General features: G+C 67.9%; 18 protein-coding genes and 1 tRNA gene. 10 read left to right on the forward strand and 9 right to left on the reverse strand.

What is annotated here, in order from left to right; genetic code table 11:
• Positions 1-120: 120 nt before the first annotated feature.
• Positions 121-678 (reverse strand): helix-turn-helix domain-containing protein, encoded by a 558-nt coding sequence (locus AB0H93_RS37625; RefSeq protein WP_358580094.1) that lies wholly within the window; start codon positions 676-678, stop codon positions 121-123.
• A gap of 99 nt (positions 679-777) precedes the next feature.
• On the opposite strand from AB0H93_RS37625, the gene AB0H93_RS37630 reads away from it, so the two are divergent.
• Positions 778-1,686 carry a TIGR03620 family F420-dependent LLM class oxidoreductase gene (locus tag AB0H93_RS37630; protein ID WP_358580096.1) on the forward strand — a complete coding sequence of 303 codons (909 nt, stop codon included), beginning with the start codon at positions 778-780 and terminating at the stop codon, positions 1,684-1,686.
• A 7-nt stretch (positions 1,687-1,693) separates the two neighbouring features.
• Here AB0H93_RS37630 and AB0H93_RS37635 read toward each other — a convergent pair whose 3' ends face one another.
• Entirely contained in the window at positions 1,694-2,047 is a 354-nt protein-coding gene (locus AB0H93_RS37635; RefSeq protein ID WP_358580099.1) for a VOC family protein, read from the reverse strand.
• A 153-nt stretch (positions 2,048-2,200) separates the two neighbouring features.
• Here AB0H93_RS37635 and AB0H93_RS37640 point away from each other — a divergent pair, with 153 nt between their 5' ends.
• The 6 genes from AB0H93_RS37640 (at position 2,201) to AB0H93_RS37665 (ending at position 5,400) form a co-directional block, all read left to right on the forward strand.
• Entirely contained in the window at positions 2,201-2,509 is a 309-nt protein-coding gene (locus AB0H93_RS37640; protein WP_358580102.1) for an SH3 domain-containing protein, read from the forward strand.
• Positions 2,510-2,571: 62 nt separating this feature from the next.
• A complete protein-coding gene (locus tag AB0H93_RS37645) occupies positions 2,572-2,751 on the forward strand; it encodes a DUF4177 domain-containing protein (protein WP_358580105.1) in 180 nt (59 codons plus the stop codon).
• Between the two features lie 68 nt (positions 2,752-2,819).
• Positions 2,820-2,894, forward strand: a tRNA-Val gene (locus tag AB0H93_RS37650).
• Between the two features lie 212 nt (positions 2,895-3,106).
• Entirely contained in the window at positions 3,107-4,012 is a 906-nt protein-coding gene (locus AB0H93_RS37655) for a hypothetical protein (RefSeq protein ID WP_358580107.1), read from the forward strand.
• A 353-nt stretch (positions 4,013-4,365) separates the two neighbouring features.
• Positions 4,366-4,815 (forward strand): RICIN domain-containing protein, encoded by a 450-nt coding sequence (locus tag AB0H93_RS37660; protein ID WP_358580109.1) that lies wholly within the window; start codon positions 4,366-4,368, stop codon positions 4,813-4,815.
• A gap of 282 nt (positions 4,816-5,097) precedes the next feature.
• Positions 5,098-5,400 carry a hypothetical protein gene (locus AB0H93_RS37665; RefSeq protein WP_358580111.1) on the forward strand — a complete coding sequence of 101 codons (303 nt, stop codon included), beginning with the start codon at positions 5,098-5,100 and terminating at the stop codon, positions 5,398-5,400.
• A gap of 127 nt (positions 5,401-5,527) precedes the next feature.
• Here the strand turns inward: AB0H93_RS37665 and AB0H93_RS37670 are convergent, their stop codons facing one another.
• Complete coding sequence (locus AB0H93_RS37670; protein WP_358580113.1) at positions 5,528-5,791, reverse strand: hypothetical protein; 264 nt, start codon at positions 5,789-5,791, stop codon at positions 5,528-5,530.
• Positions 5,792-6,553: 762 nt separating this feature from the next.
• Here AB0H93_RS37670 and AB0H93_RS37675 point away from each other — a divergent pair.
• Complete coding sequence (locus AB0H93_RS37675; protein WP_358580116.1) at positions 6,554-6,952, forward strand: SSI family serine proteinase inhibitor; 399 nt, start codon at positions 6,554-6,556, stop codon at positions 6,950-6,952.
• Between the two features lie 285 nt (positions 6,953-7,237).
• Here AB0H93_RS37675 and AB0H93_RS37680 read toward each other — a convergent pair whose 3' ends face one another.
• Positions 7,238-7,654, reverse strand: coding sequence for a hypothetical protein (locus AB0H93_RS37680; RefSeq protein WP_358580118.1), 417 nt, complete (start codon positions 7,652-7,654; stop codon positions 7,238-7,240).
• 476 nt (positions 7,655-8,130) lie between these two features.
• On the opposite strand from AB0H93_RS37680, the gene AB0H93_RS37685 reads away from it, so the two are divergent.
• Both AB0H93_RS37685 and AB0H93_RS37690 read left to right on the forward strand, forming a co-directional pair.
• Complete coding sequence (locus AB0H93_RS37685; RefSeq protein WP_358580120.1) at positions 8,131-8,427, forward strand: hypothetical protein; 297 nt, start codon at positions 8,131-8,133, stop codon at positions 8,425-8,427.
• Positions 8,428-8,694: 267 nt separating this feature from the next.
• Positions 8,695-9,018, forward strand: a complete 324-nt coding sequence (locus tag AB0H93_RS37690) for a hypothetical protein (protein WP_358580122.1) — start codon at positions 8,695-8,697, stop codon at positions 9,016-9,018.
• A gap of 312 nt (positions 9,019-9,330) precedes the next feature.
• Here AB0H93_RS37690 and AB0H93_RS37695 read toward each other — a convergent pair whose 3' ends face one another.
• The 5 genes from AB0H93_RS37695 to AB0H93_RS37715 form a co-directional block, all read right to left on the reverse strand.
• On the reverse strand, positions 9,331-9,612 hold the full coding sequence (locus AB0H93_RS37695; protein ID WP_358580125.1) for a hypothetical protein: 282 nt from the start codon (positions 9,610-9,612) through the stop codon (positions 9,331-9,333).
• Between the two features lie 131 nt (positions 9,613-9,743).
• Complete coding sequence (locus AB0H93_RS37700; protein WP_358580127.1) at positions 9,744-10,058, reverse strand: hypothetical protein; 315 nt, start codon at positions 10,056-10,058, stop codon at positions 9,744-9,746.
• Positions 10,059-10,256: 198 nt separating this feature from the next.
• Positions 10,257-10,556, reverse strand: a complete 300-nt coding sequence (locus tag AB0H93_RS37705) for a MoaD/ThiS family protein (protein WP_358580130.1) — start codon at positions 10,554-10,556, stop codon at positions 10,257-10,259.
• Positions 10,553-11,668 carry a sialidase family protein gene (locus AB0H93_RS37710; RefSeq protein WP_358580133.1) on the reverse strand — a complete coding sequence of 372 codons (1,116 nt, stop codon included), beginning with the start codon at positions 11,666-11,668 and terminating at the stop codon, positions 10,553-10,555. The genes AB0H93_RS37705 and AB0H93_RS37710 overlap by 4 nt, the downstream gene beginning before the upstream one ends.
• Positions 11,669-11,799: 131 nt before the next feature.
• The gene (locus AB0H93_RS37715) at positions 11,800-12,933 is read right to left on the reverse strand and encodes an adenosine deaminase (RefSeq protein ID WP_358580135.1); all 1,134 of its coding nucleotides are present in this window, start codon (positions 12,931-12,933) and stop codon (positions 11,800-11,802) included.
• Positions 12,934-13,099: the final 166 nt, after the last annotated feature.

Below are 13,099 nucleotides of genomic sequence, written 5' to 3' on the forward strand. Positions count from 1 at the left end.
GATCTTGTGGTGAGACCTCTTCTACCAGGACCCCACGCCCACACCTCCCCAGGCCATCAGCCATCCCATTCCACTGAGATCACCTCAATGGAAATTGCGGTCCCTCCGTCCCCCTGCCGGTCAGGGACCGATGCCCTCGACGAGCAGGGTCAGGAAGCGGTCGATGCTGTTCGGGCTGTGCTCGCTCGCCCACGAGATCGACGCCACCAGCAGCAGGAGTTCGCTCGCCAGGAGATCGGGGCGGACCTCACCGGCCTGCTGGGCGCGCGCGAGCAGCTGTTCTCCCACCTCCTGCATCGCGTGGCAGGACGCGTAGAGCTGGGACTCCGCGTCGTTCAGCGTTGCCATCACGGAGGCGGGCAGCCCCTGGTACCTGTTCGACGACTTCGCGAATTCCCGCAGCCAGGTGACCAGCGCGGTCCGCGGCGACTTCGCGCCCAGCAGGTCTGCGCCCAACTCGCACAGCGTGGCGAAGCGGTCGTGCAGCAGTGCTTCGAGCAGCGCGTCCCGCGTCGGGAAGTGCCGGTAGAGGGTGCCGATGCCGACTCCGGCGCTGCGCGCGATCTCCTCCAGCGGAGCGTCGGTTCCGCGCTCGCGGAAGGCGGCCTCGGCTTCCGCGAGCAGTCGTTCGTAGTTCCGGCGCGCGTCGGCCCGCATCGGTCGTCGCTCGGTCGTCATGTGCTCACCCATCGGGAATCTCGTTGCCAACCGGAGGACCCCTCCGTATTCTTCCGAATAACCGGAGGATGCCTCAGCTTAATCGGAGGGTGGCAGAACATGTCCCACGCGCAGCACGACCCCGGCCGGCTCGGGATCTGGACGTTCGCATTCGATCCGCACCCCGCCGCGCGGGTCCGCGAGGCCGCCGCGGAACTGGAGGGACTGGGCTACGGCGCGGTGTGGTTCGGGGAGGCGTTCGGCCGGGATGCGGTGTCCCAGGCGGCGCTGCTGCTCGACGCGACGAAGCGAATCGCCGTGGCGACCGGTATCGCGAACATCTACCTGCGGGATCCGATCGCCATGGCGGCCGCCGAACGCTCGCTCGGCGAGCAGCACCCCGGCCGGTTCGTGCTCGGTCTCGGCGGGCACCGGGTTCCCAGCTCGCCGACCGCGCTCGCCGGCTACCGCATCCCCTTCAGCGGCAAGCCGGTGTCGAGCATGCGCGACTACCTCGACAACCTGGACGAGGTTCCGCTCAACGCCGCGGGGGCAGCGGTGCCGCCTCGACGACTCCTCGCCGCGCTGGGGCCGAAGATGCTCGACCTTGCCGCCGACCGCACCTGGGGAGCGCACACCTACTTCGTGCCCGTCTCGCACACCGTGATGGCGCGCGAACGCATGGGCCCGGAGGCGTACCTCGCGGTCGAACAGGCCGTCGTGCTCGACCCGGACCGGGATCGGGCTCGCCGGACGCAGCGCGAGCACGTCGGCGGCTACCTGCAGGCCCCGCACCAGCGGAACAACCTGCTGCGGCTCGGCTTCGGCGAAGCGGACCTCGCCGACGGCGGCAGCGACCGGCTGGTCGACGCGATCGTCGCCGGCGGCGACATCGAGAGCATCGCCGAGCGGGTGCGGGAGCACTTCCAGGCCGGTGCCGACCACGTCTGCCTGCAGGTCCTGACGGCGACGCCGGGCGAACTGCCGATGCCCCAGTGGCGAGAGCTGGCGGCGCTCGTCCAGGGGTAGTGGGCGCTCAGGGGGCGAAGGCGCAGAACTCGTTGCCCTCGGGGTCGGCGAGGATGTCCCATTCGATCTCCTCGTCCCGGGCCCGGACCAGGGTCGCGCCCAGCGCGAGCAGCTCGTCGCGGTCGCCGACGACGTCCAGGTGCATCCGGTTCTTGCCGTTCTTCGGCTCGCGCACCGGGTTGAGCCAGATCAGCGGCCCGACGCCGGCCGGATCGACGATCGGCACCGGCCACTCGGCGGGGCGATCGCCGGCGTCGGCGAGGCTGTCCCGGCGGACGTAGCCGATCGCTCGGCACCACCAATCCGCCAACGCCTGGTGGTCGAGCGCGTCCAGTGCGAGGTCCTTGAAGCGTGCGGGCATGCCGGGATTCAACCGGACTACCGCCTGCGCACGGGTGCCGGGCGGGCGACACCCGAGCCGCTGAACCGGGCGTGCCGACGGGTGCCCGGGGTTCCGCGCTCGCAGCCGGGCCGGTTATAGCTGGTTTGACCGTGCCGGACCAGGAGGTATGCCGTGTTCCTGTTGCCTCGTCCGTTGTTGCTCATCGGTGCCGGTGTGCTCGGGGTGAGCTACTTGGCCGGCACCGGCCAGGTCGGGTTCGGCGTCGGGGAGCCCGGGCCGTGCACCTTCCACGTCACCGCCGACGTCCTCAACGTCCGCTCCGGGCCCGGTTCCGGGGAGGACCGGGTGGGCAGGCTGGGCAACGGCGAGGAGGTGACGGCGACGCCCAACGTGGTCGGCGGCTTCCGCGATCTGGGCGGCGCGCGCTGGGCGGCCGCCGAGTTCCTGGCGCCCGTGCCGGGCAGCTCCTGCGATCCCTGACGGAACCGGCGCGCGGTGCGCATCGTTGGACTCCTGGGACGTGTTCGAACCAGTACAAGGTCGTGGAGCTCCGGGAGAAGTGGCTCGGCGGCAAGATGTCGGGCGACAAGCTGGAGCGGGTCCTCAACGACCACGCCGCCGAGGGCTGGCAGCTGAAGGCGATCACCGGGGCCGACGTCAAGGGGCGGGTCGGCCCGGGTGGCGTCGAAGGGCTCCTGGTCACCTTCGAGCGCCAGGTGTGAGGCGGGGTGGTGCACGGCCGCTTTCGCGGGTCAGCTAAGCTGAACCCTGCAAGCGGCCGAGCCGCTCGGCGCGATTAGCTCAGCGGGAGAGCACTACCTTGACACGGTAGGGGTCACTGGTTCAATCCCAGTATCGCGCACCACCACTCGAACCCTGTCGGTGATCTCCACCGGCAGGGTTTCGCCATTCCGGCGGTCTTCGCGGCCGCGTCATCTCGGCGTCCACTGTGGATCCGGCTGGGTCGACGTGTCGACTTGTTGCCCGATGGGGAACCTGTCCCGTTCTGTCGGTGACAGCGCGCATCGCCCTGATTACGTTGGTTCAGACCAACATCCCCGAGCCCCGAGGTGGGACATGCGCAGCAGGGCGATCACGGCAATGGTGCTGGCGCTGGCGGCGATGGCCCCCGGCGTCGCCAGCGCGGGGAATCCTGCGCCGATGGCGGATCCGCCGCCCGCCACCTGGCAGGAGCACTGGTTCGAGCACGACCAGAACCTGCGGCTGATCGACCACAACGACACCGTGGCGCTCTACTTCGACCAGGACGTCGACCCGGCCGCGCGGGAATGGCTGATGCCGTACCTGACCTCGATGTGGCAGTACTCCCAGCAGACCTACGGCAACTCCGGCAACCAGATGACGGCCGACCGGCTGTACTCGATCCACCACGAGGGCAAGTACTACGGCGGCCACCCGTCGACCGTCTACGACGTGTCGCACGACTTCCGCAACGTCAGCGACGTCGGCGGCGACGACTGGTCCACGCCGCAGTACGAGATCGTGACGCACGAGGCGGGGCACGTCGTCGAGGGCATCGCCGCCGGGAAGCACGGCTCGCCCGCATTCGGCCTGTGGGGCGACAGCAAGTGGATGGAGTTCTACATCTACGACGTCTACAAGTCGCTCGGAATGGCGGCCGAGGCCGAGGACTTCTACAACCGGAAGACCGCCGATGACCACGTGGACGACTTCCCGCGCGCCGGCACGCACTGGTTCCGCGACTGGTTCCACCCGCTGTGGCGCGACCACGGCGGCGCCCAGGTGATGGTGCGCTACTTCGACCTGCTGGGGCGCTACTTCCCGGCCAGCGGCGAGGAATTCGCCCGCGACATGAACTGGGGCGAGTTCGTGCACTTCATGAGCGGCGCGGCCGGGGTGAACCTGAAGGGCCTCGCCACCGAGGCGTTCGGCTGGCCCGCGGAGTGGGAGGAGCAGTTCCTCCAGGCACAGCGGGACTTCCCGGACATCCGGTACTCCTGACGGCGGCACCGCGCGGCCGCCCGGTCTCGTCACCTCACGCGATCGGGTAGCCGTGCGCCGGCGTCCCGGCTAATCTGAAACAAGACTCACTTTTCGCGTTTTTGACCGTTGCCAAAACGTGTCCATTGAGGACCGTTATCTGCTTTGATCTAGGCGTCGTTACCGATGTCGCGCAGTGGCCACACGTTGTAGTGACCCGGTGCGATATTTCCCTCCGGTGCTGGTAGAGATCTTATTCGGACGGTCGGAAAACCGATCGCCAATCCCGAAGAAGTTTCTGTCTGGAGGGGTTTGTAATGACGCGTGCTCGCTGGATGTTCGGTGCCATCGGTGCTCTGGCTGCGATTTCTCTCGTGCCGGCGGGAGCCCAGGCCGCTTCGGCTCCTGCCCCGGCGTACCCCGGGGCGGAGATCAGCAGTGTCGTCGACGGGTCCCGGTGGGTCGACTTCGGCAGCGACTCGGTGGTCAAGACCGCTCCGTTCGGTGTCCTCGGCGACGCCGGCAAGTGGGTCGTCTCCGACCGATTCGACGGCAGCTGGACCATTCGGAACCAGCAGACGAACCGCTGCGTGCAGGCCAACGCGGAGGGCGGGCCGCAGGTCCTCTCCCTGCCGTGCCAGCACGGAAACCCGAGCCAGGACTGGGTTTTCGCGCGGGATGAAAACGGCTGGATCATCAGCCCGAAGCTGGACCAGGACGTCGCGGTGGCCGTTGAGCCGCACGCTCCGGCGGGGAGCTGGCTGAAGCTCGAACCGCGCTGGCAGTCGTTCGGCAACACGAACGTCTTCCGCTTCGACGCCTGAAGCTGATCCGGCCGGCCCCGCCGGGGCCGGGATAGCGACCCGCTGATCCGACGCGCGCAGCCGCCGGGTCAGCGGGTTTCTTCATGCGCACGGGTCCGGTGATCACCATTTGGAGTGATCAAGATGTTTCGGTCCGCCGCCGAATCTCAATTCGCCGGTAGGTTTCCGTTGCCCCCCATTTCGGGGTGCGGATTCCAAGGTGCCCGGGTGCTTCGCAATTCCGATCGCCGCGGGGTGCCCTGGACGGCGCGAAATCGATTGGTCTACGAAGGGAATCGGTTGATGAGTACTGCGAAGCAGGCGCTCGCCGCGGCCGCTGCGGCGTTGCCGCTGCTGCTGATGGCCTCCGGCACGGCGCTGGCCGCCAACGGTCCGTCGGGGAGCCCGCCGAAGGCCTCCTGGATCGTGAAGCAGACCCAGGAGCAGGCCGAGCAGAACCACACGGTGCAGAACAACATCAACGTCTCGCCGATCACCCAGGTCAGCAACGGCGGCAAGGGTGAGCAGTCGGCGCTGACCTTTACCCAGCAGAACAACTACAACAGCTCCGAGCAGTCCGAGGGCGAGCTGCAGGTCGAGGACTAGTCCGGTGCATCCGGGCGAGCACCGCGGCGGCGGGTGGGGATGAAAAAGGGCTTGGCCCGGCGAGGGAATCGCCGGGCCAAGCCTTTTCAGATGCGGGAGGACTGCGAAAGCGAGGGGGCCGCTATCGTCACCAGTCTTCCTGCACGCCAACCTCGGTCTGGTCGGTGTCGGCGTCGTTGGACTGGTTGCTCCAGCTGACCGAGTTCGCCTCACCGCTGCCCACGTTGAACGTGTACTGCGTCGGCACGTTCACGTTGGCCTGGTCGGTGCTGGCGTGCTGGTCCTGGTCGATGGTCTGGTCATCGCTCTTCTTGTGGCACTTCTGGCTGTGGCAGGGCTTGCCGTGCCCGTGACCGCCGTCGGCCAGCGCCATTCCCGGGGCACCGAGCATGAGGGGGAGTCCCAGAGCGGTTGCAGCAATGACGCGCTTGGCAGAAAGCATAACCTAAAACCCCTTCGTACTTACTTTAGTGGATGACGCCGCAAGGAATCCTTTGCCGACTTTGCGTCGTGCTGAATCGGCAGCGGATTCCCGTCGGGATTTTGAAACCCTGCCGCAGCGGGGTCATCTAAAACATAGCGTGGCCGCAAAGCCGTGCAACCCGAGATTTTGGTCGCTCACCTCATCTGATGATCTCGATCGGTGCGCTCGCGCAACGGGCCACCTGACGGAGATCTGTGCAAGGAGCAAGGCATTGCGCAGTGCAGCAGCCCGCCGCTCCACTGCGTCGAGACGATCACGCGATCGACAGGCCGTGCCCGGTTGGGGGCGCGTTGCGGCTACGTTCCGTCCGCGGTTCCGGGGGTGCATTCGATTTGCGTGGCTCGAGCGTCGTCACGGCCGATGTTCGCTCGAAATAAGAGAAATCGACGTGAAACACCGTCGCTTCTTTTCGGGTCCGAGACACCGGCGGGTTAATGGGGCATACGCGGTGTCGCCGAGCGGCCCGATGCCGTCGCCGAATCGGAGCGGGTAGATCGTCGCGGTTGATCGGCCGGGTGCGAGATCGCCGCTCGACGGTGGCTGGCCGTAGCGACGACCGCTTCGAGGGAGCCCGATAGGTGATCGTTTGGACTTCGCGCGGAGAGATCGTTCGGCGTGCGGTAAGGAGGACGGGGGTTTTCTTTTCTGTTCGGACGGAGGATGCAGGAAATGACCGATTCCCGGTTGCTCGGACGCGGTGTGGTCAGCGTCGTCTTCGCTGCTGCGGTGCTGGTTCCAGGAGTTGCTTCGGCCACGTCCGACGGTGCGGGGCAGAGCACCTTGAAGCTGACGGTGACGGAATCCCAGAAATCCCGGACGGTCACGCTGACCTGCGATCCGGCGAGAGGAGAGCACCCGCGCGCGACCGATGCGTGCACGGAGCTGCAGCGGGTGGACGGGAAGTTCGAGCGGTTGGACCTGGGTGAGCCGAAGAGCTGCACCAAGGAGAGCCGACCGGTGAACGCGTCCGCGGAGGGCACCTGGCGCGGTCAGCCGGTCGGCTACCAGGTGTTGCTGGCCAATCCTTGCGCGCTGAAGGCCGCGACCGGTTCCGTGTTCGACTTCTGATCACCCGTGCCGCCGCACCCCAGGGATTGCCGAAAGGCAAGGAGTGCAGCGTGAAAGTCGCCGCCCGTGGTCGCGCACGCCACGCGGCGGAACCAAGGTGGGATCGCATTCGCAGGGCGTGACTCTGGCCCTTCGGCCCGCCTGCGCCGCACTCGCAGTGGCTTCACCGGCAGGCCCGGTGAAGCCACTGGTTCCTTTTACGGCGATGTGATTCCCAGCCGCAGCAGAAAGTAGGGGAGCGGAATTCCTCCCGCTCCCCTACTTTCTGCTGCTTGCTGATCCCGGTCAGCAGCGTCCCGAGATGGTCCGGTCGAAGATGACGGTCGGGCCCGTCGCCACGACCACCCGGGAGCTCTTGCCGTTGTCGATGCCGACGCTGTTGATGGACATGCCGTTTCCGCTGACGGAGCCGCTGGCCCGCTGTTCCCCGTCCACCGTGACGACGTAGGAGTGCTTCTGGCCGTCGTTGGTGGCGCTGCGGACGGTCAGCCGCACCGCGGCCGACGCGGAACCCTCCTGCCCGGCGGTTTTCAGTGCTGCCGCCACGAACGGGACGTCGGCCGCGTGCAGGCACCTGGACTCGCCCACCTCGACGGTCAGCGGTGGCCCGGCCGCCCAGGCCGTCGCGGCGACCACCGAGGCGCCGGCGGTCAGAGTTCCCAGCGCGGCCAGCACCACTGCCGTCTCGCGGCGAATTCCCATGACTTGCCTCCTGAAACGAGATTTGGATCCTGAGCAGTTACGAACGCTAGGGGCGACCCGTGCGCCGTGCCCGGCGGGCCGTCCCCGCATGGCCCCAACGTGCGACCTCCACGGTCTGGATTTCTGGAGACCGACTTGCGCAAGTCGCTTGTGGGGCAATGGTTTTCACATCGTTCCTTCTTGATCATTTTGTGATCGGGATCGAGATTCTACTTCTTGATCTTTTTCCTCGTGGTCGATCTCCTTCATCTGATCAGTTGAGTTGTGCGGGACCGATTCTCGGCGCGCCGGACGCACTGCGTGATCGTGCATCCTCATGGGTGGCGAGTGATTCTCTTTGGTGTGGCCCGACATGCCGGACCGGCCAAATCAATGGCAATGTTTGTCGTGTCGGTCGGTGCACCCCAAATTCCCGGAATTCCGGGAACTCAACCTGCCGATCCGGCGAATGTCCAACATGGATGGGAGCTATACGAATGCGTACTTCGATTCGCCTTCTCGGTGTGACCGCTGCTGCTGCTGCGATGCTGGCCATGGGCTCGCCTGCCTTCGCCAGTGGTGGGCACGGCAAGGGTGGGAAGGACGACCACTCGGTTACCGCCTCCGAGGCTGAGGGTGGCGACGGCAAGGGCGGCAACGGTGGCATCGGTGTGAACGTCCTGTGTGGCATCGGCGTCGGCGTTCTCGGCGAGGGCAAGGGCTCCTGCTCCGCTGGCGACGGTGGCAACGGGGTCGGTGGCGACGCCGACTCCAGCGCGTACAGCGAGGACTGATCAGGACGCGGGCGACCCCCAGCCCGCACGTCCCGATGAGAGCGTGTCGACCGGTCTGCGTGCCGGTCGGCACGCTCTTTTTTGTTGGAGCAACGAATTCCGGTCGCACCTACGGGTGACTGGTGCGTCGATCTGCATGTCGCTGGAGGCGTTCCGCGGGCTCTGGTGAAAGGGTCCACGCGTTGATTTCGGTACCGCCGAATCCCTTCCGGGCAGTGCTGGTGGAGCCGTTCAACCAAAGTGGTGTTCATCAGATTGGAGTTCACAGTGCGCAGGTCTGTTCGTGTTCTGTTCGCCGGGGCCGCCGCAGTCGGGTTGATCGCGATGGGAGGGTCCCCGGCGCTGGCCGCCAAGGGCAAGGAGAAGGCGTCCGACGACGACTCCACCGTGACCGCTGCGGCCGAAGGTGGTGCCGGCGGCAACGGCGGCAACGGTGGCTTCGGGGTGAACGTTTGCCCGTCCATCGCCGTGCTGGCTCCGGCGAAGGCCGACTGCGGCGCGGGCAACGGCGGCAGCGCCAACGGCGGCGACGCCGAAGCGACCGCGGAAGACGACAGCAAGGACCGGAAGTACTCCAAGGACGACGAGTGATCCTGCGAATTTCCTAGGGTGCGGAAGCCGCGTCGGTCGCTGCGCGGCCGACGTGTCGCGCCCGAGGTTCTCGCTGGTAGCGGGCAGGCCACGTCCGAATAAATCCCACGGCCTGCCCGCTTTTCGAGAGTAAGGCCGCCGGTTCGCCCGCGATCGGCCGAACCGGCGAAGCCGCCCGGATCGGGCGATCCGGGCGTGCGAGGTCTGGACCACAATGGACAGTTCGGGTCCTCGGTATTCATGAAAATGTGTCGGCCTCCTGGTGGAGGCCGACACACATTAATTTCTAGTGCTGCGAACTGTTTTCGGGCGTCAGTCCTCGTCCTCGTCGTCGCCGTGCTTCTTGGCGTCGGCATCCGCGGATCCGTTGGAGCTCGTGCCGTTCGGTGCCACCGAGCACTCGGCCGTGATCTGGCCGCCGGTGAGGGAGAGCGGTCGGCAGATGCTGAACCCCTGGCCGGATTCGCCTTCGCTGCCCGGCTTTTCGCTGGTGCTCCGCTCGGCCTGCGCGACGGGCTGGGTCGCCAGACCGGCCGCCAGCACGCCGACGCCGAGCGCGGCGGCGGTGCCGAGGAGGCGTGCAGAAATGATCACTAGTACTCCGTTCCACGTCGTCGCCCCGAACTCGTCATCGGCAGCAGGCCTGGCGTTCCGGTTCGGGGCGAAGACTTCGGTCGGCCGGACTGCTCCCGTTCGGGCGGGAGCGCCGGGCCGCGATTCCGGTGTCAGTCGTCGGATTCGGTGTCCTGGCTGTCGTCCTCCGCCTCGGCCCACGCGTCGCCGCCGTTCGCGCTGCCGCCGTTGCCGGCGCCGCAGTGGGCTTCGGCCTTCGCGAGGATGCCGATCGCCGGGCAGATGTTCACGCCGAATCCGCCGTTGCCGCCATTCCCGCCCTTGCCGCCCTGGGCCGCGGCCGTGACAGTGGAGTCGTTGTCGGACTCCTTGTTCTTGCCCTTGGCGGCCAGCGCCGGGGAAGCCCCCATCGTGAGCAGGCCGACGGCCGCGACCCCGGCGAACAGGGCACGGGTTGAACTGCGCATGTCAGACTCCGATCTGGATTTTTCCGGTGGTGTCAGGGCCGGCCGCGAATCGTCGGGGCGGGCGAATGACGCGGCAAACCTTCCACCGGTGTCGTAGATCGACACGCCAACACGCCGGGAAGTTCGGGCGACCACCCATTAGTTGAGCGGTGCCCGGAATATTCCAGTCTACTGTGGACTTCGGATTGATCCGGCGCCTCAGCCGCCGGCCATCGCGCCGACGATCAGGTACGGCTGCTCGCCCGCCGCCACCGCCGGCGGCAGCGGCGCGTCCGGCGGCTCGTTGGAGAGGTCTTCCTCGCAGGCGAAGAACCGGATGAAGGCCCGGCGCAGCTGGGTCTCCTGGTTCCGGATCGTGCCGCGCAACATCGGGTACCGGGACTCCAGGGCGTCGAGCACCGCGCGCTGCGTCGGCCGGCCGGCGACGTCCAGCTCGATCTCGCGGTCCGCGATCTTGGCGAGCGTCCGCAGGTGGGCGGGGAGCGCGACCCGGATCATGGCAGCGTCTGCACCTCGACGGACAGGACCGCCGGGAGGTCCCGGACGATCGGCTGCCAGTTGTTCCCGGCGTCGGGCGACACGTACACCTGGCCGCCGGTGGTGCCGAAGTAGATGCCGCACTCGTCCAGCGAATCCACGGCCATCGCGTCGCGCAGCACGTTGACGTAGCAGTGGCTCTGCGGCAGGCCGTTGGTCAGCGGCTCCCATTCGTGGCCGCCGGTCCGGCTGCGGTAGACGCGCAGCCGGCCTTCGGGCGGGTAGTGCTGTTCGTCGCTCTGGATCGGGACGACGTAGACCGTGTCCGGCTCGTGGGCGTGCACGTCGATCGGGAAGCCGAAGTCGGACGGCAGGTCGCCGCTGATCTCGTACCAGGAATCGCCGGCGTCGTCGCTGCGCATCACGTCCCAGTGCTTCTGCATGAACAGCACGTCCGGGCGCTCTCGGTGCAGCGCGATGCGGTGCACGCAGTGGCCGACATCGGCGTCCGGATCGGGGATGCCCTCCGAGTGCAGGCCGCGGTTGATCGGCTGCCAGCTCTTGCCGCCGTCGTCGGTGCGGAAGGCACCCGCAGCCGAGATCGCGGTGAACATCCGGTTCGGGTCGTCCGGCGCGTGGATGATCGTGTGCAGGCACATCCCGCCGGCGCCCGGTTGCCAGCCGGCGGCGGAGCGGTGCTCGCGCAGCGCGGGCAGCTCGTGCCAGGTCTTGCCGCCGTCGGTGGTGCGGAACAGCGCGGCGTCCTCGATCCCGGCGTGCACGGTGTCCGGGTCGGTCGGCGACGGTTCGAGGTGCCAGACCCGCTCGAACTCCCAGGGGTGCGGGGTGCCGTCGTACCAGAGGTGCGTGCCGGGCGTGCCGTCGTAGGAGAACCGGTTCCCCACCGGCTCCCAGGTCCGGCCGCCGTCGTCGGAGCGCTGGATCAGCTGTCCGAACCAGCCGAGCGACTGCGAGGCGTACAGCCGGTCCGGGTCCGCCGGCGAGCCCTTGAGGTGGTACAGCTGCCAGCCGCCGAAGTGCGGGCCGCTGATGTCCCACCGCTCGCGCGTGCCGTCCGCGGTCAGGATGAACGCGCCCTTGCGGGTGCCGACGAGAACTCGAACACGGCTCATGGGGACACTCCCTGGTCAGCGGCGAGCAGCGGGCCCACCGCCGGTCAATGTAGGGCCGCTGACCGGCGATGTCCTGTCGAACGCTCGCGAGCGCTTCGGGCCGCCGTGCCGACCCGAAGCGCTCCCGCGCGTCAGGCCAGCGCCGGTTCGTGGTCGGCGACCAGGCCGAACAGGGACTCGGAGCGCAGGGCCGCGTAGCCGGGCTTGATCACCTCGTTGATCAGCGCCAGGCGCTGGTCGAACGGGATGAACGCCGACTTCATCGCGTTCACCGTGAACCACTGCAGGTCGTCGAGCGAGTACTGGAAGTTCTCGACCAGCTCGGTGAACTCGCGGGTCATCGACGTCTGGCTCATCAGCCGGTTGTCGGTGTTCACCGTGACCCGGAAGCCCAGCCGCCGCAGCAGCGCGATCGGGTGTTCCGCGACCGACGCGACGGTGCCGGTGTGCACGTTCGAGCGCGGGCACATCTCCAGCGGGATGCGCCGGTCCCGCACGAACGACGCCAGCCTGCCGAGCCGGGCGGTGCCGTCCTCGGCGATGTCGATGTCGTCCACGATGCGCACGCCGTGGCCCAGCCGGGCCGCGCCGCACCACTGGATGGCCTCCCAGATCGACGGCAGCCCGAAGCCCTCGCCGGCGTGGATGGTGAAGTGGCAGTTCTCCCGCCGCAGGTACTCGAACGCCTCCAGCGAGCGGGTGGGCGGGAAGCCGGCCTCCGGGCCCGCGATGTCGAAGCCCACGACGCCCGCGTCGCGGTACCGCACGACGAGTTCCGCGATCTCCCGGGCGCGCGCCTCCTGGCGCATCGCGCACAGCAGCACGCCGATGCGGATGCGGTTGCCCGCTTCTCGCGCCCGCGCCGCTCCGCGCCGGAACCCGTCGAGCATCGCCTCGACGACCTCGTCCAGCGACAGCCCCTGCTGGGTGCTCAGCTCCGGTGCGTGGCGGACCTCGGCGTACACGACGCCGTCCGCGGCCAGGTCTTCGGCGCATTCGGCGGCGACCCTGCTGATCGCGTCCGCGGTCTGCATGACGCCGACGGTGTGCACGAACCGCTCCAGGTACTCCTCCAGCGAGCCGGCCCCGGCCGCGGCGGCGAACCACTCGGTGACCCCGGCGACGTCGGACGTCGGCAGTGCGCCGTAGCCCTGCTGCTCCGCCAGATCCACGACCGTCTCGGGGCGCAGCCCGCCGTCGAGGTGGTCGTGCAGCAGCACCTTCGGGGCGCGGCGGAGCTGGTCGGCGGTCGGCGAGTCGGGCACTTGTTCCCTCCTGGGGTTCGGTGTTCCCGGCGAACTCGGCCGGGATTTCCTGTCTGACATGTTAGGCATGTTGGCGGAAGGATCTACCCTCCGAAGGTGACGTACGTCAAGGTGTGGTCTCCGGTTCTTCTCCGGCTTGCCGGAGTTGACGTGCGGGACCATCTCT

Source organism: Saccharopolyspora sp. NPDC050642 (assembly GCF_040654735.1).
Classification (GTDB): Bacteria; Actinomycetota; Actinomycetes; order Mycobacteriales; family Pseudonocardiaceae; genus Saccharopolyspora; species Saccharopolyspora elongata.

Bases quoted from the DNA above. Each gene is read 5' to 3' on its own strand.
- AB0H93_RS37625 (WP_358580094.1), bottom strand. From the start codon at position 678: ATGACGACCGAGCGACGACCGATGCGGGCCGACGCGCGCCGGAACTAC.
- AB0H93_RS37655 (WP_358580107.1), top strand. From the start codon at position 3,107: ATGCGCAGCAGGGCGATCACGGCAATGGTGCTGGCGCTGGCGGCGATG.
- AB0H93_RS37685 (WP_358580120.1), top strand. From the start codon at position 8,131: ATGCGTACTTCGATTCGCCTTCTCGGTGTGACCGCTGCTGCTGCTGCG.
- AB0H93_RS37680 (WP_358580118.1), bottom strand. From the start codon at position 7,654: ATGGGAATTCGCCGCGAGACGGCAGTGGTGCTGGCCGCGCTGGGAACT.
- AB0H93_RS37700 (WP_358580127.1), bottom strand. From the start codon at position 10,058: ATGCGCAGTTCAACCCGTGCCCTGTTCGCCGGGGTCGCGGCCGTCGGC.
- AB0H93_RS37630 (WP_358580096.1), top strand. From the start codon at position 778: ATGTCCCACGCGCAGCACGACCCCGGCCGGCTCGGGATCTGGACGTTC.
- AB0H93_RS37705 (WP_358580130.1), bottom strand. From the start codon at position 10,556: ATGATCCGGGTCGCGCTCCCCGCCCACCTGCGGACGCTCGCCAAGATC.
- AB0H93_RS37635 (WP_358580099.1), bottom strand. From the start codon at position 2,047: ATGCCCGCACGCTTCAAGGACCTCGCACTGGACGCGCTCGACCACCAG.
- AB0H93_RS37710 (WP_358580133.1), bottom strand. From the start codon at position 11,668: ATGAGCCGTGTTCGAGTTCTCGTCGGCACCCGCAAGGGCGCGTTCATC.
- AB0H93_RS37675 (WP_358580116.1), top strand. From the start codon at position 6,554: ATGACCGATTCCCGGTTGCTCGGACGCGGTGTGGTCAGCGTCGTCTTC.
- AB0H93_RS37670 (WP_358580113.1), bottom strand. From the start codon at position 5,791: ATGCTCGGTGCCCCGGGAATGGCGCTGGCCGACGGCGGTCACGGGCAC.
- AB0H93_RS37665 (WP_358580111.1), top strand. From the start codon at position 5,098: ATGAGTACTGCGAAGCAGGCGCTCGCCGCGGCCGCTGCGGCGTTGCCG.